This window comes from Pseudodesulfovibrio sp. 5S69, from assembly GCF_037094465.1.
In the GTDB taxonomy this organism is placed as follows: domain Bacteria; phylum Desulfobacterota; class Desulfovibrionia; order Desulfovibrionales; family Desulfovibrionaceae; genus Pseudodesulfovibrio; species Pseudodesulfovibrio methanolicus.
Window position 1 is genome coordinate 1,705,897 of the sequence record NZ_CP146609.1, and the last position, 20,847, is coordinate 1,726,743.

General features: G+C 64.3%; 19 protein-coding genes. 4 read left to right on the forward strand and 15 right to left on the reverse strand.

Features of this window, described 5'->3' with window-relative positions; genetic code table 11:
• Positions 1-50: 50 nt before the first annotated feature.
• The 12 genes from trpA to V8V93_RS08000 all read right to left on the reverse strand — a co-directional run bounded on the left by trpA (position 51) and on the right by V8V93_RS08000 (position 12,076).
• The gene (gene trpA, locus V8V93_RS07945; RefSeq protein ID WP_338669824.1) at positions 51-812 is read right to left on the reverse strand and encodes a tryptophan synthase subunit alpha; all 762 of its coding nucleotides are present in this window, start codon (positions 810-812) and stop codon (positions 51-53) included.
• Positions 813-920: 108 nt separating this feature from the next.
• Positions 921-2,084 carry a tryptophan synthase subunit beta gene (trpB, locus tag V8V93_RS07950; protein WP_338669825.1) on the reverse strand — a complete coding sequence of 388 codons (1,164 nt, stop codon included), beginning with the start codon at positions 2,082-2,084 and terminating at the stop codon, positions 921-923.
• 9 nt (positions 2,085-2,093) lie between these two features.
• Positions 2,094-2,720, reverse strand: coding sequence for a phosphoribosylanthranilate isomerase (locus V8V93_RS07955; protein ID WP_338669826.1), 627 nt, complete (start codon positions 2,718-2,720; stop codon positions 2,094-2,096).
• A gap of 1 nt (position 2,721) precedes the next feature.
• Entirely contained in the window at positions 2,722-3,492 is a 771-nt protein-coding gene (locus tag V8V93_RS07960; RefSeq protein WP_338669827.1) for an indole-3-glycerol phosphate synthase TrpC, read from the reverse strand.
• Positions 3,482-4,489 (reverse strand): anthranilate phosphoribosyltransferase, encoded by a 1,008-nt coding sequence (gene trpD, locus V8V93_RS07965; RefSeq protein ID WP_338669828.1) that lies wholly within the window; start codon positions 4,487-4,489, stop codon positions 3,482-3,484. Before trpD ends, V8V93_RS07960 begins: the two co-directional genes overlap by 11 nt.
• A 4-nt stretch (positions 4,490-4,493) precedes the next feature.
• On the reverse strand, positions 4,494-5,066 hold the full coding sequence (locus tag V8V93_RS07970; RefSeq protein WP_338669829.1) for an anthranilate synthase component II: 573 nt from the start codon (positions 5,064-5,066) through the stop codon (positions 4,494-4,496).
• Positions 5,047-6,504: an anthranilate synthase component I family protein gene (locus tag V8V93_RS07975; protein WP_338669830.1), complete on the reverse strand. Its 1,458-nt coding sequence runs from the start codon at positions 6,502-6,504 to the stop codon at positions 5,047-5,049. Before V8V93_RS07975 ends, V8V93_RS07970 begins: the two co-directional genes overlap by 20 nt.
• Before the next feature lie 245 nt (positions 6,505-6,749).
• Entirely contained in the window at positions 6,750-7,520 is a 771-nt protein-coding gene (locus tag V8V93_RS07980; protein WP_338669831.1) for a prephenate dehydrogenase, read from the reverse strand.
• Between the two features lie 20 nt (positions 7,521-7,540).
• A complete protein-coding gene (gene aroA / locus V8V93_RS07985; RefSeq protein ID WP_338669832.1) occupies positions 7,541-8,881 on the reverse strand; it encodes a 3-phosphoshikimate 1-carboxyvinyltransferase in 1,341 nt (446 codons plus the stop codon).
• On the reverse strand, positions 8,878-9,981 hold the full coding sequence (gene pheA / locus V8V93_RS07990) for a prephenate dehydratase (protein WP_338669833.1): 1,104 nt from the start codon (positions 9,979-9,981) through the stop codon (positions 8,878-8,880). The genes aroA and pheA overlap by 4 nt, the downstream gene beginning before the upstream one ends.
• A gap of 303 nt (positions 9,982-10,284) precedes the next feature.
• On the reverse strand, positions 10,285-11,268 hold the full coding sequence (locus V8V93_RS07995; protein ID WP_338669834.1) for a 3-dehydroquinate synthase II family protein: 984 nt from the start codon (positions 11,266-11,268) through the stop codon (positions 10,285-10,287).
• Between the two features lie 10 nt (positions 11,269-11,278).
• On the reverse strand, positions 11,279-12,076 hold the full coding sequence (locus V8V93_RS08000) for a 2-amino-3,7-dideoxy-D-threo-hept-6-ulosonate synthase (protein WP_338669835.1): 798 nt from the start codon (positions 12,074-12,076) through the stop codon (positions 11,279-11,281).
• Between the two features lie 551 nt (positions 12,077-12,627).
• On the opposite strand from V8V93_RS08000, the gene V8V93_RS08005 reads away from it, so the two are divergent.
• The 3 genes from V8V93_RS08005 to V8V93_RS08015 all read left to right on the forward strand — a co-directional run bounded on the left by V8V93_RS08005 (position 12,628) and on the right by V8V93_RS08015 (position 15,699).
• Complete coding sequence (locus V8V93_RS08005; RefSeq protein ID WP_338669836.1) at positions 12,628-13,962, forward strand: ammonium transporter; 1,335 nt, start codon at positions 12,628-12,630, stop codon at positions 13,960-13,962.
• 42 nt (positions 13,963-14,004) lie between these two features.
• A complete protein-coding gene (locus V8V93_RS08010) occupies positions 14,005-14,337 on the forward strand; it encodes a P-II family nitrogen regulator (RefSeq protein ID WP_338669837.1) in 333 nt (110 codons plus the stop codon).
• 129 nt (positions 14,338-14,466) lie between these two features.
• The gene (locus V8V93_RS08015; protein WP_338669838.1) at positions 14,467-15,699 is read left to right on the forward strand and encodes an EAL domain-containing protein; all 1,233 of its coding nucleotides are present in this window, start codon (positions 14,467-14,469) and stop codon (positions 15,697-15,699) included.
• A gap of 83 nt (positions 15,700-15,782) precedes the next feature.
• Here V8V93_RS08015 and metK read toward each other — a convergent pair whose 3' ends face one another.
• Genes metK through panC form a run of 3 tightly spaced genes read right to left on the reverse strand, consistent with a single transcriptional unit; the run spans position 15,783 to position 18,220 of the window.
• Complete coding sequence (gene metK / locus V8V93_RS08020; RefSeq protein WP_338669839.1) at positions 15,783-16,952, reverse strand: methionine adenosyltransferase; 1,170 nt, start codon at positions 16,950-16,952, stop codon at positions 15,783-15,785.
• Positions 16,953-16,986: 34 nt separating this feature from the next.
• Positions 16,987-17,367 (reverse strand): aspartate 1-decarboxylase, encoded by a 381-nt coding sequence (panD, locus tag V8V93_RS08025; RefSeq protein WP_338669840.1) that lies wholly within the window; start codon positions 17,365-17,367, stop codon positions 16,987-16,989.
• A 4-nt stretch (positions 17,368-17,371) separates the two neighbouring features.
• Positions 17,372-18,220, reverse strand: coding sequence for a pantoate--beta-alanine ligase (gene panC / locus V8V93_RS08030; RefSeq protein ID WP_338669841.1), 849 nt, complete (start codon positions 18,218-18,220; stop codon positions 17,372-17,374).
• A 237-nt stretch (positions 18,221-18,457) separates the two neighbouring features.
• Here panC and V8V93_RS08035 point away from each other — a divergent pair, with 237 nt between their 5' ends.
• Positions 18,458-20,845, forward strand: a complete 2,388-nt coding sequence (locus tag V8V93_RS08035; protein ID WP_338669842.1) for a tetratricopeptide repeat-containing diguanylate cyclase — start codon at positions 18,458-18,460, stop codon at positions 20,843-20,845.
• Positions 20,846-20,847 lie beyond the last annotated feature (2 nt).

The window sequence follows — 20,847 nt, forward strand, 5'->3', positions numbered from 1 at the left end:
AACCCTTTTCAAAGGGTTTCCCTCTCCTTCCCCGGCCGCCGGAGGCACACTTACTTCCACGGCTCCATGAAGGAGTCGCTGGAGTGGCCGGATTCGATGTGGGAGATGAGGGCGGAGCCGAACACGGCGGCGTCCATGAGGCCTCCGAATTCCTTGAGCTGGTCCGGGTGTTTGATGCCGAAGCCGAGCGCCACGGGGATGTCGAAGACTTCCTTGGCCTCGGCCAGTTTTTCCTTGATGCGCGCGGGCAGGGACTCGCGCTGGCCGGTGGTGCCGAGCACGGACACGAAGTAGCAGAACCCCTGGGCGCCGTCGGCGTAGAGCCGCATGCGTTCCTTGGTGGTGTTCAGGCCGATCAGGGGGACCAGGGCCACGTTGTGGGGTTCCACGGCGTCCTTGACGAACTGCGACTCTTCGAGCGGCATGTCCGCGATGATCAGGCCGGAGACCCCGGCGGCCTCGCAGTCCGCGCCGAACTTGTCCAGGCCGTACTGGTAGACCGGGTTGAGGTAGCCCATGAGCAGCAGGGCGGCCTTGAACTGCCCTTTGCGCTTCTTGAGTTCGGTCAGAATCCAGGTCAGGTTGATGCCGTCTTCCAGGCATTTGAGGGACGCCTTTTCGACCACCGGGCCGTCGGCCACGGGGTCGGAGAAGGGCATGCCGATCTCGATGACGGACGCGCCCGCCGCGTCGAGCTCCTCCATTTCCTTCCAGAATTGCTCGCGGTTCGGAAACCCGGCGGGCAGGAACGGAATGAGCCCGACCTTCCCTTTGGCCCGAGCCTCTTCTATCTTCACTTGCATTTTATTCATCTTATTATCCTTTTTTCGGCGCCCCCGCTTGCGCGAAGCGCACCCAAAAAGTTTTGGAGATCCCTAAGAACCTTTTTCAAAAGGTTCTTGGGCCGCCGGAGGCATTCTTTACAGAATCTGGTCGAGTATCCCCAGATCCTTGTCGCCGCGTCCGGACAGGCAGACGAGCACGGACTTGCCTTGCAGCTTTTCCCGGTTCTCGATGGCGTAGGCCACGGCGTGGGACGATTCCAGGGCCGGGATGATGCCTTCGCGCCTGGAGAGGGTCTTGAAGGCGTTGATGGCCTGGGCATCGTTGATGGTCGTGTAGTCCACGCGGCCGATGGCGTCGAGATGGGCGTGCTCCGGGCCCACGCCGGGGTAGTCCAGGCCGGGCGCGATGGAATGGGAGGGCTCGATCTGGCCGTCCTCGGTCTGGAGCAGCTTGCTCATCATGCCGTGCAGCACGCCGTCGGTGCCGTGGTCGATGGGCGCGGAGCTGTAGCAACCCGGCTCGCCGGTTCCGGCGGCCTCGACGCCCACGATCTTGACGGACTCGTCCGGGACGAAATTGTGGAACATGCCGATGGCGTTGGACCCGCCGCCCACACAGGCCACGACCACGTCGGGCAGGTTGCCGTCGTTGCGGGCCATGAACTGCTCGCGCGCCTCCTTGGAGATGATCTGCTGGAACTCGCGGACCAGGGTGGGGAAGGGGTGCGGCCCGGCGGCGGTGCCGAAGCAGTAGTGGGTGGTTTCCTGGTCGGACAGCCAGCGGCGCAGGGCCGCGTTGATGGCGTCCTTGAGGGTCTTGGTGCCCGACTCCACGGCCACGATCTCCGCACCCATGAGGCGCATGCGGCCTACGTTGGGGGCCTGGCGGACCACGTCGGTGGCGCCCATGTAGATGACGGCCTTCATGTCGAGCATGGCGGCGGCGACCGTGGTGGCCACGCCGTGCATGCCCGCGCCGGTCTCGGCCAGGAGCACGTCCTTGCCCATCATTTTGGCCAGCAGTCCCTGGCCCAGGGTGTTGTTGATCTTGTGCGCGCCCGAGTGGTTGAGGTCCTCGCGCTTGAGCCAGAGGTCCAGGCCGAGGTCCTTGGACAGGTTCGGGCAGTAGGTGATGGCCGACGGGCGGCCCACGTTTTCCTTGAGCATATTGGTGAAGCGGGTCTGAAACTCCTCGGTGGGGAGGATGGTCTTCATGGCCTCTTCAAGCTCGATGAGCGGCGGCATGAGCAGCTCGGGGATGAACTGCCCGCCGAAATCGCCGAAGTATCCTTTCTTCATGATAGATCCTTATTCCATTTCCGCGAGAATCCGGAAGACTTCCCGCAGTTTGGTCTCGTCCTTGATGCCCGGTGCCTTTTCCACGCCGGAATTGATGTCCAGGCCGGAGGGGTGTACGGCCAGCGCCTCGCGGATGTTATCGGGCCCGAGGCCGCCAGCAAGGAACCAAGGTGTTTGTATTTCGATAGGTTGCAGCATGGCAAAATCAATGGACTTGCCGGTGCCGCCCTGGCCTTTTCCGCCCGCGTCCAGGAGAAAGTGGCCGCAGACCTCGGCGTAGTTTTCGAGGTCCCGGAGCAGTGCCCGGGGCGAGGGATAGGTGTCGGGCCAGAAGGCCCGGATGACCCGGTCGGGGCCGATCTTCCAACAGAAGTCCACATCCTGTCCGCCGTGCAGTTGGGCTGCATGCAGTCCGCAACGGTCCATGGTCTCCAGGACCTCGTCGGCGGTCTGGTTGACGAACACCCCGACCTTGGAGACCTTGCCGGTCTTGACCGAGGCCACGAAGTCCGGGTCCGCGTTGCGCGGGCTCTTGGGGTGGAAGATGAAGCCGAGCAGGTCCACGCCGAGGCTCACGCAGAGTTCGACGTCCCGCATTCGGGTCATGCCGCAGACCTTGACCAGGGGGCGGGGCATCCTACTTGACTCCCGCCAGCTCGGCCAGCTTGGCACCGGGATCATCGGCCTGCATCAGCGAAGTGCCGATGAGGACCGCGTCGAACCCCAGGGATGCCATCTCCTCGACCTGGGCGCGGGTCTCCACGCCGCTGGCGCAGATCCACAGCTCGCCGTCGTGCTTCTGCTTGATGAAGCGCCGGCCCTGGTCGAGGGTGGTGGTCAGGGTGTCCAGGTCGCGGTTGTTGACCTGGATGATGTCGGCCCCGGCCTCGCGGGCGCGGTCCAGGTCGGCCTGGTCGAAGATCTCGACCACCGGGGCCAGGCCGGGCATTCGGGCGATGTCGATGAGTTGCTTGAGGTGGGCGGCGTCGTCGCACATGCGGGCGATGAGCAGCACGGCCGAGGCCGGGCTGCTGGCCGTCATGGCCACCTGGAGCGGGTCGAAGATGAAGTCCTTGCGCAACAGGGGCAGGCCGGGCCCGTTCATCATGAACAGGAAGTCCGGAGAGCCCTTGAAGTACTGGTGTTCGGTCAGCACGGAGATGGCTGCCGCCCCGTTGTTCGCGTAGGCGTCGGCGAAGTCCAGGGGGTTGAGGTGCTCGCCCAACACGCCCCGGCTTGGGCTGGCGGGCTTGAACTCGGCGATGATCGCGCCCGGCCCCTTGGCCCGGATGGCCTCGACGAACGAGGGGCGTTCGCCCTGGTAGACGGCCGGGATGCGCCCGGCCGCGAAGTCCTTGTGCAGCGACTCGATTTCGAGCCGCTTGGCCTCTCTGAATTTATCCAGCATAGGGAAGTCCTTTTGTCAGTCCTGTATGAACCACGTCGCGGGCGATGTCGGCGCATTCGGCCATGGTGCCCTTGTCCAGCAAGTTGAGGCACCCTGCCAGATTGAGGGCCACCATGTCCATCATGGGTGCCGGGCCCTTCCCCGTCAGGATGTCCTTGAGTTTGGCTACGGCATCGTCCTTGCCGTTGACGCGCACGTCCTCGGGGGCGTGGCGCGGGAAGCCCAGGGAGGCGGGGTCGACCACGGCTTTGTCCATGCGCCCGTCGTCGATGATGTAGCCCCGGTTCACGCCCCAGGTGGTCAGCTCGTCGAATCCGCCCGCGCCCGCGAAGATGAGCGCCCGCCTCACGCCGGTCAGGAGCAGGGTCTCGCCCATGAGGAAGAGGCGCTCCGCGTCGCCCACGCCGAGCAACTGGTGCGAGGGGCGGGCCGGGTTGGTCAGCGGGCCCATGAAGTTGAACAGGGTGCGGATGCCGAGCTGCTGGCGTACGGGCATGATGTACTTGAAGGCCGGGTGGTAGGCGGGCGCGAACAGGAAGGCGAAGTGGTATTTTTCGAGCCCCGCGGCGGCCTCATCCGGGGTCTGGTCCAGGGGGATGCCCAGGGCCTCCAGGGCGTCGGCCGAGCCGCAGGACGAGGACAGGGCGCGGTTGCCGTGCTTGGCGATGGTGTAGCCCATGTCCGCCAGGAACAGGGATACGGCCGTGGAGCAGTTGAACGAACACTGGCCGTCGCCGCCCGTGCCGCAGGTGTCGATGACCGGCTCGGGCCGATTGCCCTCGAAGCCGGGGATCTTGCGGGCGTGGGAGACGACCGCGCGCACGCCCGCGGCCAGGTCGGTGGAGTCCTCGCCCTTGGCGCGCAGCCCCATGAGGAACGCACCGGCCTGGGCCTCGGTCATCTTGCCGTCCATGAGTTCGGCGAACATGAAATCGGCCTGGTCGTCGCTCAGGGATTTTCCCTGGGCCAGGATGTCGAGTATTTCAGATATGGTCATGGTCTTATCCTTTGATGTTCAGGAAGTTCTGCAGAAGCTTGGGGCCTTCAGGGGTGAGGATGGATTCCGGGTGGAACTGCACGCCGTGCCAGGGGCGGTCCTTGTAGCGCAGCCCCATGATCTCGCCCTGATCGGTACGGGCCGTGACCTCGATCTTGTCGGCCGCCTTTTCGGCCGGGACGATGAGCGAGTGGTAGCGGCAGACCGTGAACGGGGAGGGCAGTCCCTTGAACACGCTCCGGCCCTCGTGGAAGACCTCGGAGGTCTTGCCGTGCATGATCCGCTCGGCGCGCTCCACGGGCGCGCCCGCGAAGTGCCCCAGGGTCTGATGGCCCAAGCAGACGCCGAGCACCGGGACCTCTTTGGGCAGCCGGGCCAGGAACTCCAGGCAGAAGCCCGCGTTTTGCGGGTTGCTCGGACCGGGAGACAGACAGACGCGTTCGAGTTCGCCGCTTCCGGCCAGTTCCAGGACCTTCTCGCGGTCGTTGCGGATGACGATCGGGTCGGCGCCGAGCTGCTGGAAGGCCTGCACCAGGTTGAAGGTGAAGGAGTCGAAATTATCGATCAGCAAAAACATCGGTGCCTCCCTTGCCGGTGATGACTTCGAGGATCACGCGGGCCTTGTTGTTGCATTCGTTCCATTCCGCTTCGGGGTCGGAGTCGTAGACGATGCCGCCGCCGGCCTGCCAATAGCACTGGCCGTCGCGGATCCACATGGAGCGGATGGTGATGCCGGTGTCCAGGGAGACGACGTCGTCGTCCAGGCCCAGCCAGCCGATGCAGCCGCCGTAGGGGCCGCGTTCCTGGGGCTCCACGTCGGCGATGATTTCCATGGCCCGGATCTTGGGCGCGCCGGACAGGGTGCCCGCCGGGAAGGTGGCCTGGAGCACGTCGATGGCGTCCAGCCCGTCCTTGAGTTCGCCCCGGACGTAGGAGGTCAGGTGCATGACGTGGGAGAACCGCTCCACGTTCATGAATTTCTCCACGGTCACGGTGCCGGGCTTGGAGATGCGGCCGAGGTCGTTGCGGCCCAGGTCCACGAGCATGACGTGCTCGGCCCGCTCCTTGGGATCGGCCAGCAGGTCGGCTTCCAGGCGGTTGTCTTCCGCTTCAGTGTCGCCGCGCCACCGGGTTCCGGCGATGGGCCGGACTTCCAACTGGCCCGCCGCGCTGCGGGCCATCATCTCGGGGGAGGAGCCGAGCAGGGTGGTGTTGCGGGTCTTGCCCATGGTCGGGCAGTCCGGGAACTTCATGTAGAACAGAAACGGCGACGGGTTGGCCTGCCGGAGCCTGCGGTAGATCTTGAACGGTTCGTCGGACAGGGGCACCGAGAAGCGGATGGACGGGACCACCTGGATGCACTCGCCCTCACTGATGAGCTCCTTGCAGCGCTCCACCGTGGCCATGTGCGCCTCCTTGCCGGGGAAGACCGTGGGGGCCCCCGCCTCCGGGGCGTTCAGGTCCGCGCCCCACTGAACCGGGGCGGGCCGTGGGGTCGCGCCTTCGTCCAGGCTCAGGTAGCAGCAGGAGTGGCGCAGGTGGTCGAAGAGGACCAGTTGGCCGGGCAGGATGAGGCAGGCCTCGGCGTCCTCGGGTTTGCACACGTCCTTGAGCTTGCGCTCGAACATGCCGGCCGTGCCGTAGCCGAAGTAGCCGTACAGGCCGCGCGTCAGGCCGGGCAGCCCGTCCCTGGGGTTGCCGCCCGTGGTGCGCTGTTCGATGGTCAGATTTTTAAGGACGGCCTTGAGGCCGGGGAGGTAATCCAGGCCCTCCAGTTCCTTGAGCGGGGCCAGGCGGTCGTCGCCCACGTCCACCACCAGCTTGCCGTCCACGGGGTGGAGCATGAGCCTGTAGTCGAAGGCGATGAGGGAGTAGCGGCCGAGCCGCCCGTCCACCTCGGCGGATTCCAGGAGAATGCCGGGCTGGTCGCCCACCAGTCCCATGTACAGGGAGATGGTGGTCTGCACGTCGGCAGGCAACCATTTGCCGTGCTGCGTGAGGGTGATTTTCTGCATTGTCTATCCTTCGCAACGCGTGCGTGCGGGGCATGAACCGGCGCACAACCGCGTTCGCTGAAAACGTGTTATTAATGATATGGCCGGGGTATAACCTGCCATCCCTTGATCTTCTTGCGGTTTTCCGATTTCTTTCACGTACCGTTCATCCGAGTTCTCCTTGAAAAAATGAAGCCGCACCCTGGGTCGGGGTGCGGCTCCGGTTACTGGTGTAATCGTGTGCCGGGCTCAAGCGCCGCACCCCATTAATATGATTCTTCGTTACGCCACCACCACTGGGCCCGGTCGGCCAGCAATTCGAGGTCGCCGCCCGCGGCCAGGCTGAGGTAGGACATGAATTTGCGGCTGACTTCCTGCAGGAACGGGTTGGCTTCGGAGATGATCTCGAACAGCTCGGTGTCCTGGGTGAGCATCTTGGCCGCGGAATCGAGCCTGCGCCGGAAGGAAGGGGTGACGAACTCCCGGATGCCGTCCACGTCGCGGGCGGCGGCCAGGAAGGCAACGGTGGAGGTGTAGTTCAGCCCCTGGATGTAGGCCATGGCCCGGTCGTGCTCCGCGGGAGTGGAGTCGAAGCAGGTGTAGCCGCAGCGGGTGAACAGGTCGGCGACCGATGCGGCCGCGTCCGCGTCCCGGTCGCGGCCGGGCATGACCGCCACCTTGGGTTCGAACCCTTCGGGGATGACCGCGCCGAACAGGGGGTGGGTGCCGACCACCGGCCCTTCGTAGCGCCTGAGCATGGCCTTGACGGGCATGACCTTCACCGAGCCCACGTCGCACAGGATGGTCGGTGCGGCGAGGTGGGGCGCCATGCGGTCGAGCACGGCGGCCATGGCCGTGACCGGCACGCTGAGCAGGAGCAGGTCGCAGCCGGACAGCGCGGCGCGCACATCCTCGTCCGAGGACTTGCGGCCCAGCCCGGTCACGGTCAGGCCGAGTCCGGCGAAGTCCGCCGAGAAGCGGCTGCCCATCTGCCCGTCCGCACCCACGATGGTGATGTGGTCGATTCCCTTTGTCATGATTTTCCGGTTCGTTCCGTTTAGCCGGTGATCTTCTTCCACTCTTTGAAGAAGTCCGGGAATGATTTGCCCACGCAAGCCGGATTGTCAAGCGAGACCTTGATCCCGGCCAGCTCGAACAGGGACATGGACATGGCCATGCGGTGGTCGTTGTAGGTCATGAAGTCCACCTCGCGGCCGCGCGGCAGGGGGGCCGGACGGATGATCAGCGAGTCGTCGGTGGTCTCGGTCTCGCACCCTGTGCGGGCCACTTCCGTGGCGCAGGCGGCCAGCCGGTCGGTCTCCTTGACGCGCAGATGGGCCACGTTCCCGATGGTCGTCGGAGTGGCGGCGAAGGCGGCCACGGCGGCCACGGTGGGCACCAGGTCCGGGCAGCGGCCCATGTCCACCTCAATGCCGCGCAGCCTGCCCGGCTCCACCAGGATGCCGTCGAAATTGACCTTGATGGAGGCCCCCATCTGGCTGAGGATGTCCATGATCGCCCGGTCGCCCTGGAGCGAATCGGCGGCCAGCCCCTTGAGCAGCACCGGGCGTTCGCCCACGGCCCCGGCGGCCAGGAAATAACTGGCGTTGGACCAGTCGCCCTCGACCTGGTACCCGGTGTTCTCGTAGCCGGTGGGCCGGACGATGAAGCGGACCTTGCCGGGGGTCACGCTCTTGATCGAGCGCCAGGGCACGGCCTTCCAGTCGCGCCCCTCGCGGACCTCCACGGTGAAGCCCGCCTTGAAGTCCTCCATGATCCGCAGGGTCAGGGCCGCGTACGGCCAGGATACGGCCTTTTTGCCGGTCACGGTGATGGTGATCTCGTGGTCGGCCATGGGCGCACCCAGGAGCAGGCCGGACAGATACTGGCTGCTCTCCTCCAGGGTGATCTCCACCTCTTTGCCCTTGAACCCCCCGGCGGTCATGACGAAGGGCAAAAAACCCGCCTCGCCCTCGAAGTCGAATTTGGTTCCCAGGCCGGACAGGGCGGTGGTCAGCTCGGCCATGGGGCGTTCGTGCATGCGCGGCGCACCGTGCACCCGGAAGGTCCCCCGGCCCGCTGCGGCCACGGCGGTCATCAACCGGCAGGTGGTCCCGGACTCGTGCATGAACAGCTCGTGCGGGGCCTCGTCCTTGTGCTTGCCGTCCGCGTTGCCCCCCTTGGGCCCGTCCTCCATGCCCCTGACCACGAGTTTGCCGTCCTTCTCCTCGATGGACGCGCCGCAGGCGGTCAGGCAGCCCCGTGTGCGGGTGATGTCGTCGGAGTCGAGGACCGAGGATATCTCGGACACCCCCTTGGCCAGGGCGGCCGCGATCAGGGTGCGGTGGGACAGTGACTTGCTGGCCGGGACGTTGACGATGATCGGGTCCTTGGTCATTGCAGTTCCTCCTGGGTGGGGTAGGTGCCGAGCACCCGCAGGGTCAGGCACTGGTGGCGGATGTCTTCCAGCACGTCCTCGTACCGGCCGCCGCCCAGGTCGCAGGCCAGGTCGGCGAAAAAGACGTATTTCCACTTCTCGCCCCGGAAGGGACGGGATTCGAGCTTGGTCACGTTGATGCCCTGGTGGGCCAAGGTGGTCAGCACGCGGGCCAGCGCGCCCGGCCGGTTGGGCGTGGTGAACAGGATCGAGGTCTTGTCGCGTTTGTCCTCCTGGGACGGGGACGCGCCGATGATCACGAAGCGGGTCCAGTTGTCCGGCAGGTCCTCGATGGATTCGGCCAGCACGTTCATGCCGTGCATGTCCGCCAGCTTGCGGTGGCCGATGACCGCGGCGGCCTTCTTGTTCGCCACCACCTCGGCGGCCTCGGCCGTGGACTCCATGGGGATGGTCGGCACGTCGCGCAGGTGGGCGTGCAGCCAGTCGCGGCATTGGCCCAGCGGCTGCGGGTGGGAGTAGATAACCTCCACGTCCTCCACCTTGTCGGCGTGCGAGATGAGGCAATGGCTGATGCGGCTGAAGACCTCGGCCTGGATGTAGACCTTGTACCTCATGAACAGGTCCACCACCTGGCCCACGGTTCCCTCGATGGAGTTCTCCAGCGGGATGACCCCCAGCTCTGCCCCTTCCTCGGCCACAGCCCGGAATATCTCCTCGAAATTCCCCTTGGGCGTCAGCGAGGCGGACGAGCCCATGTGCTCGATGGCCGCGAAATAGGAAAAGGTGCCCTCGGGGCCGAGGTAGACCACGCGCTCGGGTCGCTGCAGGTGGCGCGACGAGCTCATGATTTCGCGGTAGATGGTCCGCAGGTGCTTGTCCGGCAGCGGGCCGGGCGAGGAACCCGCGATCTTGTCCATGACCTCCTGCTCTCGGAACGGCTTGTAGATGGCCTCGCCCTTGGCCGCCTTGTACCGGCCCACGCTTAAGGAAACCTCGGCCCGCTGGTTGAGCAGGTCCACGATCCGCTTGTCCAGCGCGTCGATGGAATCCCGCAGCTCCGCGAGATCGGGGATGTCGTTCTGGTCTTTCATGTCAGCCATATTGTCTCCAGGGAAAGCCTCCGGCGGCGCCTCTCCGGCGGGGCGTCTCCGACGGCCGGGAACCCTTTGAAAAGGGTTCCCGGACCCTCCTAAATTTTTTGTCGCGCCTCCGGCGGGGCCGTTTGAGCGCGGTGGTTTTCGCTCATCTTAATAATGTCATGCTTCATTGGACAGTTTTTCTCAACCCCCACCCCGCGAAGCGGCATAAAAAGTTTAGGAAGGGAAAGGGGATGGAGTCCGGGGAAGGGAAAGGGAAAGCCCTTTTCAAAGGGTTTCCTTTCCCTTCCCGGAGCGCCAAAGGCGCTACCCTTCCTTGATGTCTTCCTTGATGCGCATGCCGAAGTGGCGTCCGGCCTCGTCGGTGCGCACGAGGATCTTGTCCCCGACCTTGAGGGTGACCACGGACACGGGCTCGCCCTTGTCCGAGACCACGCGGATGGTTTCGGCGTTCTGCAGGAACACCTGGCCGGTCTTCACCCCGCTCGCGGTCTTGACCTCGGCGGTGATCAGCAGCATGGGCCGGACCTCGACCTTGACGCGGCCCACGGTGGCCAGGGAGGTGGCCCCGTCCGCGCCCACGATGAGCACGTCTGTGCCCGCGGAGAGTTCTTCGAGATAGGTGGTCTTGTCGCCGGGCATCTGGGCGTAGGCGTGGACCGCGCCCGCGTTGACCCGGAAGGGGCGGGCGGCCACGTACGGATTCGATTCGGTCTCGGCGTGGACCAGGAAGGAGAAGGCGCTGGAGTTGCCGATGAGCATGCCCTGGCCGCGTTTGAGCATGGAGATGGTGTCCACGCAGACGCGGTGGCCCAGGCCGGTGGGTTCGATGGCGGTGACGGTGGCGGTCGAAAGTTCCATGGTTCCCTGGGAGAGTTTGAGTTCGGCGACGATCCGCTTCAGGTCGGCGGCCCCTTCGGGCAGGACCACGATGGTGTCGCAGCCCCGCTCCAGGATGCCCGCGGCGAGCAGGGCCCGGTCCAATGATTCGCACTCCAGGGCCAGGCTGTCCACCTGGGCCAGGATGTTCTCGACCGGAATGATCTCCCAGCCCTTCTTGAGGACCACGTCCTTGCCCGCCTGGATGGCCTTGACGGCCACGTCTTCGTCGGCTTTCTTGGCCAGCTCGACCACGGGCATGTCCTCGGGGGTGATGACGGTCACGCGGCCGAGCGCCCGGACGGAATCGGCCTGATCCTTCTCGACCATGACGGCGTCCACGCCGGATTCCAGGGCCAGGGTGACCAGGGTCTTGTCGAAGGGCACGGATTTGAAGATGACTTTTTTCATGGCGGTTCCGCTATGCGTTGAGGTGGTTGAGGGCGGCTTCGACGGATTCGTCGCCGTGGACGATCATGTTCAGGGCCTGCACCAGGCGGGTGGGATTCTCGTGCTGGAAGACGTTGCGGCCCACGGACAGGCCCGCGCCGCCCGCCTCCAGGGAGTCGTGCACCATCTGGAGGAACGCCTCGGTGCTGTCGAGCTTAGGGCCGCCCGCGATGACCACCGGGATGCAGCAGGCGTCGCACACGTGGGCGAAGGTCTCCTTGTCGCCGGTGTAGTTGACCTTGACCACGTCCGCGCCCAGTTCGGTGCCCACGCGGGCGCAGTGGGCCACGATCTCGGGGTCGTACTCGTTCTTCACCTTGGGGCCGCGGGCGTAGACCATGGCCAGGAGCGGGATGCCCCAGTTGGCCGCCTCGGAGGACATTTTGCCGAAATCGTTGAGCATGGATGCCTCGGTCTCGTCGCCGAGGTTGCAGTGGATGGATACGGCGTCAGCGCCCAGGCGGATGGCGTCCTCCACGGAGGCGACCAGGGACTTGGCGTTGGGGAAGGGGGAAAGAGTGGTGGAGGCGGACAGGTGGACGATGAGCCCGATGTCCTTGCCCTGGGCGCGGTGGCCGCAACGGACCAGCCCCTTGTGCTCGATGACGGCGTTGGCTCCGCCGTCCACGACCCGGCCCACGGCCTCGCGCATGTCGACCAGTCCGTCGATGGGGCCGACGGTCACGCCGTGGTCCATGGGGACCACGATGGTCCGGCCTGTGTTGCGGTTGAAGATGCGCTCCAACCTGATGGCTTTACCGATGTGCATGTTCTCTCTCCTTTGAAGTTGTTTGCCCCAAGGAGCCGGCGGGAGGCCGGCGGCCGGTAAAAAAACAAGGGCCGCCGGCTTTCGCCCGCGGCCCTTGAAGAAGTTCTTGCTTACGTGTGATCCACCATCCGGTTACACGCCACCTCTTCCAAGCCCGCGGGCATGGCTAAACCAATACCAAAAATAAAAGTTGGAAAAGTATGCGTTGGAAACGGTGGTGGAGTTCATGGGAAATAGAGCTACACCCTCAAGGGGCAACTGTCAACTAAAACTTTTGTCACGATTCCGAGGAGATAGCGTGTATTACATTATATTCTTGCGACCGGCGGTCACTTTTTGTCGGTTTTGACAATTTTTTACATATTGACAATTTTGAGGTAATTTTCACCCTGCAAAAATGTACTTTATCACAAAAATGAAAAAATATGGTCACTAAAAAACGGGCGAAAAGCCGGATTTTACGCCAATAGCAATAAAAACCGTGATTGGCACGACTCTTGATAAGAGAGGGGCAGGTTAGAAACGCATTCCATTCAAAGAGGAGTATTGCAATGTTTTCGAGAAAGTCCCCGACCCATGTTTCCAAGAGGCTCGCCATCGGCGCGGCCGCTTTGGTAGCAGTCCTGGCCCCCACTTTTGCCTACGCGCAGGATGTGGAGTACCTGACCCAGTCCAACGCCAACATTCTGTGGACGTTGATCGCAGCCGCGCTGGTCATGATCATGCAGGCCGGCTTCGCCTGCGTTGAGTGCGGTTTCACCCGCGCCAAAAACGCGGGCAACATCATGATGAAGAACTTCCTGGATTACGCAGCGGGTTCCATCATCTTCTTCCTGTTCGGTTACGCCCTCATGTTCGGCGCGGACGCCGGCGGGTTCATCGGCACCTCCGGGTATGCCCTCGGCGGCATCACCGAGGCGGACCTGCCCTGGACCTACACCTTCTGGTTCTTCCAGTCCGTGTTCGCCGCCACCGCCGCGACCATCGTTTCCGGCGGCATGGCCGAGCGCACCAAGTTCGGCACCTACGTTATTATTTCCATGGTCATCTCCGGCCTGATCTACCCCGTCTCCGGCCACTGGATCTGGGGCGGCGGCTGGCTGGGCAACCTCGGCTTCTGCGACTTCGCCGGTTCCACCGTCGTCCACTCCGTGGGTGGCTGGATCGCCCTGGCCGGCGCCCTGGTGCTCGGCCCGCGCATCGGCAAGTACACCGAGGACGGCAAGGCCCGCGCCATTCCGGGCCACAACATTCCCCTGGCCGGTCTGGGCGTCTTCATCCTCTGGTTCGGCTGGTTCGGCTTCAACCCCGGTTCCACCGTCGAAGCCAACGACGCCATCGGCCTGATCGCCATGAACACCACCCTGGCCGCCTGTGCCGGTACCCTCGGCGCCATGGTCTTCGCCTGGATCCGCTTCGGCAAGCCCGACATCTCCATGTCCATGAACGGCGCCCTGGCCGGCCTGGTCGGCATCACCGCGCCCTGCGCCACCGTCACTCCCGGTCCCTCCATCATCATCGGCCTGGTCGCCGGCGTGCTGGTCGTCCTGGCCATCGAGTTCATCGACAAGGTCCTGAAGATCGACGACCCGGTCGGCGCGTCTTCGGTTCACGGCGTCTGCGGCGCCTGGGGCACCATCTCCTGCGGCCTGTTCAACGTTGACGGCGGCTTGTTCTACGGCGGCGGCGTCCATCTTCTCGGCGTGCAGTTGCTCGGCGTGGGCGCGGTCTTCATCTGGGCCTTCGGCACCGGTTTCATCCTCATGAACGTCCTCAAGGGTGTCTTCGGCCTCCGCGCTTCCAAGGAAGAAGAACTCAAGGGCCTGGACATCGGCGAGCACGGCTCCGAGGCCTACAACGGCTTCCAGCTCTTCAGCAACGAGTAGTCCGGCAACTTAACCAGAGATCATTCCAAGGAGATAAAAGAAATGAAGCTTATCGTTGCATACATCAGGCCTGAAAAGTTGAATGACGTGAAGCAGGCGCTTTACGCCAAGGAGATCTACTCCCTGTCCGTGACCAACATCCTGGGCTCGGGCCGCCAGAAGGGATTCACCGAAACCTACCGCGGCGTGCAGATCGAAGTGAATCTGCTCAAGAAAGTCCGCCTCGAAATCGGCGTGAACGACGACTTCGAACAGAAGGCCATCGACGCCATCCTGTCTTCCGGCCAGACCGGAACCGAGGGCGACGGCGTGATCTTCGTCACCGAACTGACCAAGGCCCTGCGCATCAGGACCGGTGAGGACGGCATCCTCTAGAACGGATTGCGAAAGAATAAGCGCCGGGGCGGCGTCGACCACCGCCGCTCCGGCCTTATGCATCGGCAACAGGCACTGAGGTTGATAAACGTAACGGCCGACAGGCAAGGTATTTCAGTGTTGACCGCAGTGCCCGATATACAAGAGATCATTGAAAATCGTTCGCTGATCACGCACTTCCAGCCCCAGGTATCGCTCAAGCGGAAAGCGGTCGTCGGGCTGGAGGCGCTGAGCAGAGGGTTTGACCCCCAAAGCGGAGAAATCATACCTCCAACCCTGCTGTTCGAGCAGGCCCGGGACAAGGCATCCCGGCTCGCCCTGGACCGGGCCTGCCGAACCAACGCGGCGGAATCCTTCGCCGCGCTGCACAGAAAAGACAAGAGCATGATGCTCTCCATGAACATCGACGCCTCGTGCATCAACGAGGAGACGCGCGGCTCCTGCCACGTGCTCAATCTGGTCACCCGCTGCGGCATCAGTCCGAGCAACGTGATCATCGAGATCATCGAGTCCCGGTGCGAGGACATGGACGCGCTCATGGACTTCGTCAGCTTCTACCGGGAAAACGATTTTCTCATCGCACTGGACGACGTGGGCGCAGGGTTTTCCAACCTCGACCGCATCCCCCTGCTCAAGCCCGACGTCATCAAGCTGGACCGCACGCTCATCAGCCGCGTGGACAAGCATTTCCACAAGCTCGAAGTGGTCCGCAGCTTCGTCCAGATGTCCAACCGGCTCGGCTGCCTGGTCCTGGCCGAGGGCGTGGAGACCGCCGAGGAGGCAATGTGCCTGCTCAGCAACGGGGTGGACGTGTTCCAGGGATTCTATTTCGCCCGGCCCGCGCCGGGGCTGGACGCGGTGCCCGGCATGGCCACCAAGGTGGACGCTCTGGCCGAGCGGCACCGCGAGAACCGCACCCAGCAGATCGCGGACGACAAGCGGCTTTATTCCAGCTACGACCTGACCGTCCTGACCATGTGCCAGGAGCTGGCCGAGACCCTGGCCAAGGACATGGGCCAGGCCCTGTCCAGCTTCGTGGACACCTACGACAGTGTGGAGTGTCTCTACGTCCTGGACATGCGCGGTAATCAGATTTCCGACACCGTGTGCGACCCGGACCGGCTCAAGACCTGCAAGCGGTTCCTCTACGAGCCCGCCGAGGTGGGCGCGGACCACTCGCTCAAGGAATATTTTCTGCCCATCCAGGCAGGGCTGGAGAAGTTCACCACCCGGCCGTACATCTCGCTCGCCTCGGGCAACCTGTGCATCACCATCTCCCACGTCTTTTACCATAAGAGCAGCGGCCGTCATCGCATCCTGTGCGTCGACATGTCACGGGCCGAAGAGGGAGGCCCCCGATAGGGTTGGCCGCGCGCTCGAAAAAGGAACCGCCCGGTTCGGCATATGCCGGACCGGGCGGTTTGTCGTCGAAGGGGGGCGCGGAGCTAGATCTTGCAGGCGGTGCGCAGATCGTCCACGGCGTCGGTGGCTTCCCAGGTGAACTCGGGCAACTCGCGGCCGAAGTGGCCGTAGTTGGTGGTCTTCTGGAAGATGGGACGGCGCAGCTTGAGGCGCTCCTGGATGAAGTAGGGGCGCATGTCGAAGACCTCGGTAACGGCCTTGGTCAACTGCTCGTCGGACACCTGGCCGGTGCCGCGCGAGCTGACGACCACGGACACGGGCTGGGCCACGCCGATGGCGTAGGCGATCTGGACTTCGCAGATATCGGCCAGGCCCGAGGCGACCACGTTCTTGGCCACGTAGCGGGCCATGTACGCGCCGGAGCGGTCCACCTTGGACGGGTCCTTGCCCGAGAAGGCGCCGCCGCCGTGCGCGCCCGCGCCGCCGTAGGTGTCGTTGATGATCTTGCGTCCGGTCAGGCCGCAGTCGCCCACGGGGCCGCCGATGACGAACCGGCCGGTGGGGTTGATGTAGGTCTTCAGCTTGTCGTCGATCAGCTCCTCGGGAAGGGTGTGCATGATGACTTCCTTGAGGATCGCCTCCTTCAGGTCGGAGTAGGCGATGTTCTCGTCATGCTGGGAGGAGACGACCACGTTGTCGATGCGCACGGGCTTGCCGTTGTCGAACTGCACGCAGACCTGGGTCTTGCCGTCCGGGCGCAGGAAATCGAGGATGCCCTCCTTGCGCACGTAGGTCAGGCGGCGGGACAGCTTGTGCGCGTAGTAGATGGGGGTGGGCATGAGCGTCGGGGTTTCGTTGGTGGCGTAGCCGAACATCATACCCTGGTCACCGGCGCCCTGGTCCTCGGGTTTGACCCGGTCCACGCCCTGGGCGATGTCCGGAGACTGCTTGTCGATGGACGAGATGACCGCGCAGGTCTGCCAGTCGAAGCCCATGGTGTCGGAGCTGTTGTAGCCGATGCCCTTGATGGTGTTCCGGACGATGTCCGGAAAATCGGCGAACGCGGTGGTCGAGATCTCGCCGGCGATGAAGGCCATGCCGGTGGTCACCAGGGTCTCGCAGGCCACGCGGGCGTTCGCGTCCTGGCCGATGATGGCGTCCAGGATGGCGTCGGAAATCTGGTCGGCCACCTTGTCGGGGTGGCCTTCGGTCACGGACTCGGAAGTGAAAAGGTATTTGCCTTCAATCTGCATCGGACCCTCCTTCAGGGATGCTGCTTGATGTCGTCTAGAAATCCGGGTTGATGAGCTCGCACTCGAGGATTTCGTCGACGGTATTGTTCTTGCCGGCGATGACGACCCGGGGCTTGCGGGTCTTCGCTTCATTTTCGTCCAGCCACATGTATGCGGCGATGATCACGCGCTGTCCGACGCCGCCCTTGTGCGCGGCGGCGCCGTTCAGGCAGATCTCGCCCGGTTGGCCGGGGATGGCGTAGGTGGTCAGCCGCTCCCCGTTGTCCAGGTTGTACACGTCCACCTGTTCGTAGGGCAGCAGGCCCACCGTCTTCATCAGCTTGGTGTCGATGGAGATGCTGCCCCGGTATTCCAGGTTCGCGCAGGTAATGGTCGCGCCATGAATCTTGGCGCTCAAAAAACATCGTTGAGCCACGGGTCTAAACCTCTATCAATATATTATCTATCAGCCGGGCCTTGCCCATGCGCACGGCCACGGCGGCCAGGGCGGAGCGGGCAATGGTCTCAAGCGGTGAAATTTCGTCCGGGTCCACGATCTCGATGTAGTCCACCTGGCCCATGGGCAGGGCGGCGGCGTACTCGTCGGCCAGGAAGCGCTTCAGGGCGGCGCAGTCGCGCTCCCCGCCCCCGGCCTTGTCCGCGAGCTTGAGCAGCCCCCGGCGGATGTTCGGGGCGGCGGCGCGCTCGGCCTCGGTCAGGTAGGCGTTGCGGGAACTCAGGGCCAGGCCGTCCTCCTCGCGCACGATGGGGTGCCCGATGAGCCGGACCGGCATGTTCAGGTCGCGGACCATGCGGCGCAGGATGGCGAACTGCTGCCAGTCCTTTTCGCCGAACACGGCCACCTCGGCCTGGGTCAGCATGAACAGCTTGGTGACCACGGTGCATACGCCCCGGAAATGGATGGGCCGGGTGGCGCCGCAGAGGTTCTCGCCCAACCGGGGGACCTCCACCCAGGTGGCGTGGTTGTCCTCGTACATGGCGCCGGGTTCGGGCGCGAAGAGCAGGTCCACGCCGTGGGCCTCTGCCTTGGAGCAGTCGCTTGCAAAGTCGCGCGGGTAGCTGTCCAGGTCCTCGTTCTCGCCGAACTGGGCCGGGTTGACGAAGACCGAGACCACGAGCCGGTCGCACTCGGGCCGCGCCCGGTCGATGAGGGAGGTGTGGCCGTGGTGCAGATAGCCCATGGTCGGCACGAGGCCGATGGAGTGGCCCTGGCTGCGCCAGGCCAGGCACTGGCGCTGCAATTCTGTCGGATCGGTGATGATATTCATGGTTCGCCTCGAAGCTTGGTGAACACCTGACAGATTTACTGGGGGGAGTCAAACAAAATGTTTATATCTGGATGTATTGATATAGTTCGCCGGGCAGGGAGCGGAGGTGCCCTTGGGAGGCCCAAAAAACCGGTGTTGTCACGGACCATTACCCAAACTTTTGTTTGAGAAAAAACGGCCCTCGTTGTACCCTGCCGCATTATGAGGACAAATAAGGACATCTTCTCGGACAGGGCCGTGTCGCTCACTCCCCAGGAGCTGATCGATTTCGAACACACCATCAAGGATTGCATGGCGGAGTTCGTTCCCTTCACCTCCTACAGCCTGTTCTTTCCCAGGGAGAAGTCGGCCGAGATTCCCGAACCCGAGTTCCGGGCCGAGGACAGCGAGTTGATCCTGCCGCTGGTCTTCAAGGGCGAGATGATGTGTTACTTCATCGCCAAGGGCGTACGCCTCAAGGCCCCGGCCACGGCCCCGAAGTACCTCATGGCCCTGGCCGCATCCGTGCTCGAGAAGCTGGCCCTGTACAAGAAAGCGGTCACCGATCCGCTGACCGGCCTGTATTCGCGCAACTTCTTCTTCGAGGAACTGGAGCAGGCCATCGACCAGGTCCAGGGTTGCCTGGCCACGGGGTCCTGCCGGGCCGGAGTGGAGGCCCGCGAACCCGAGATGGCCTTTTCCGGGACCTTCGGGGTCATCTTCCTCGATCTGGATACCTTCCAGCCCGTGAACGAGCGCTACGGCTACCTCAAGGGCGACGACATCCTGGGCGAGGTCGGGCGGCTGCTGGGCCTGGTCTGCCCCAAGTACACCACCGTGGCGCGCTTCGCCAACGACAAGTTCGCCATCCTGGTGCCCGACGCCAAGCCCCACGCCTGCTTCCAGCTGTCCGAGGTCATCCGCTCGGGGCTGAGCAAGCTGTCCTTCACCGACGACATCACCAACGACACCATCACCATCACCGGCAGCCTGGGCTACGTCTGCTATCCGCAGGGGCTGGAGGGCGCGCAGTTCCGGCGCACCCCTTCCGAGCAGGCGCGCATGATCGTGCGCAAGGCCCGCAAGGGCGTGGCCGTGGCCAAGGACCAGGGCCGCAACCGGGTCTTCGGCTACGCCGACATCCTGTCCAAGGGCGGCCGGGTCCTCGAAACCCTGCCCATGAACCGCATGGTCGTGTCCCTGGGCGAGGCCTCCGGGGCCAAGGTCGGCCAGCGCTTCCTGGTCCGTTCGCCCAAGTCCGGCGGCATCGCCTCGGCCTCTCTGACCGAGGACGAGCGCCTTTCCGGCCGCTACCCGGCCATGTACAAAGGGGAGGTGGTCCTGGTCGAGGTCCAGGACGACATCGCCTTTGCCGAGGCACTGCATCTGGGCGACGCGGCCTGGGCCGTGGAGCCCGGAGACCGCCTGAACCTCATCGAGGGCGACGAAAGCCTGTTCTCGCCCGAACAGGAAATAAAGGACGACACCATGCCGAGCCACGACGGCGCGACCCAGCTTCTTCGATACGGCGAATTCGTCTCCTGGTTCGCCAAGGCCCGGCTCAAGCCCGAGTCCTTCGGCCTGTCCCTGATCCGCATCCTGGACCAGCCCGAGGAGAACGACCGCTACCAGGACGGCATGGACCACATGGCCCGCGACGTGGCCAGACTCGCGCGCGGGGTGTTCGGCGACGCGGCCACCGGCGGGCGGTTCGGCCTCAACGGCATGATCTTCTTCAGCGATGGCGTGGACCGGCAGACCCTCATGGACCGCACTCTGGAGCTCGAACGGGCCGTGGCCCGCAATCTCGGCCTCAAGCTCTCCGTGGGCTCCGCCCGCTACCCGTTCCTCAATTTCGACCGGGCCGACATGCTCGAAAACTGCCGCAAGGCGTTGGAGCACGCCCTGCTTTTGCCCGAACCGAGGGTGGCCGTGTTCGACTCCATCTCGCTCAACCTGTCCGCCGACCGGCGGTTCATGGACGGCGACATCTATGGGGCCATCGAGGAGTTCAAGCTGGCCCTGCTCGACGACGGCAACAACCTCCTGGCCCGCAACTCGCTCGGCATCTGCTACGCCCAGCTCGGCCGGTTCGAGGAGGCCCGCCACGAGTTCGAGCGGGTGGTGGAGCTCGATAAAAAGGACGTCCTGGCCCTGTACAACCTGGGCTGGGCCAACCACCGCCTGGGCGACCTCAAGTCCGCGGAAAAGGCATACCGCCAGTGCCTCAAGGCCGAGCCCGGACACGTCTATTCGCTCATGCGCCTGGGTTCCATCGAGGAAAAGGCCAACCACCTCAAGAAGGCCGCCAACCTCTACAAAAAAGCTGCCGACCAGCCCGGCGGCGAGCGCATGGTCCTGCGTCCGCTGGCCCGCGTAGCCTACCGCCAGGGCGACATCGAAGGCACCCGCGAATACCTGCACCTGGCCCTGAACGCCGACCACAACGACCACCAGGCCATGCACATGCTCGCCAAACTCTATCTCGACCAGGGCGAGGACCCGCAGATCGCCGAGGTCCTGGCCCGCCAGTCCTCGGCCCTGGCTCCCGGCGTGAGCGCCTATTGGGACACCCTGGTCGAAGCCCTCGAAGCCCAGGGCAAGGGCGAGGAAGCCGCCATCGTCGCTGCCAGGGCAGCGGGCTAGCC

Bases quoted from the DNA above. Each gene is read 5' to 3' on its own strand.
- aroA (WP_338669832.1), bottom strand. From the start codon at position 8,881: ATGACCAAGGACCCGATCATCGTCAACGTCCCGGCCAGCAAGTCACTG.
- metK (WP_338669839.1), bottom strand. From the start codon at position 16,952: ATGCAGATTGAAGGCAAATACCTTTTCACTTCCGAGTCCGTGACCGAA.
- V8V93_RS07970 (WP_338669829.1), bottom strand. From the start codon at position 5,066: ATGTTTTTGCTGATCGATAATTTCGACTCCTTCACCTTCAACCTGGTG.
- panC (WP_338669841.1), bottom strand. From the start codon at position 18,220: ATGAATATCATCACCGATCCGACAGAATTGCAGCGCCAGTGCCTGGCC.
- V8V93_RS07980 (WP_338669831.1), bottom strand. From the start codon at position 7,520: ATGACAAAGGGAATCGACCACATCACCATCGTGGGTGCGGACGGGCAG.
- V8V93_RS08005 (WP_338669836.1), top strand. From the start codon at position 12,628: ATGTTTTCGAGAAAGTCCCCGACCCATGTTTCCAAGAGGCTCGCCATC.
- trpD (WP_338669828.1), bottom strand. From the start codon at position 4,489: ATGACCATATCTGAAATACTCGACATCCTGGCCCAGGGAAAATCCCTG.
- V8V93_RS08000 (WP_338669835.1), bottom strand. From the start codon at position 12,076: ATGCACATCGGTAAAGCCATCAGGTTGGAGCGCATCTTCAACCGCAAC.
- V8V93_RS08010 (WP_338669837.1), top strand. From the start codon at position 14,005: ATGAAGCTTATCGTTGCATACATCAGGCCTGAAAAGTTGAATGACGTG.
- V8V93_RS07995 (WP_338669834.1), bottom strand. From the start codon at position 11,268: ATGAAAAAAGTCATCTTCAAATCCGTGCCCTTCGACAAGACCCTGGTC.
- pheA (WP_338669833.1), bottom strand. From the start codon at position 9,981: ATGGCTGACATGAAAGACCAGAACGACATCCCCGATCTCGCGGAGCTG.
- V8V93_RS07955 (WP_338669826.1), bottom strand. From the start codon at position 2,720: ATGCCCCGCCCCCTGGTCAAGGTCTGCGGCATGACCCGAATGCGGGAC.
- V8V93_RS07975 (WP_338669830.1), bottom strand. From the start codon at position 6,504: ATGCAGAAAATCACCCTCACGCAGCACGGCAAATGGTTGCCTGCCGAC.
- trpB (WP_338669825.1), bottom strand. From the start codon at position 2,084: ATGAAGAAAGGATACTTCGGCGATTTCGGCGGGCAGTTCATCCCCGAG.
- trpA (WP_338669824.1), bottom strand. From the start codon at position 812: ATGAATAAAATGCAAGTGAAGATAGAAGAGGCTCGGGCCAAAGGGAAG.
- V8V93_RS07960 (WP_338669827.1), bottom strand. From the start codon at position 3,492: ATGCTGGATAAATTCAGAGAGGCCAAGCGGCTCGAAATCGAGTCGCTG.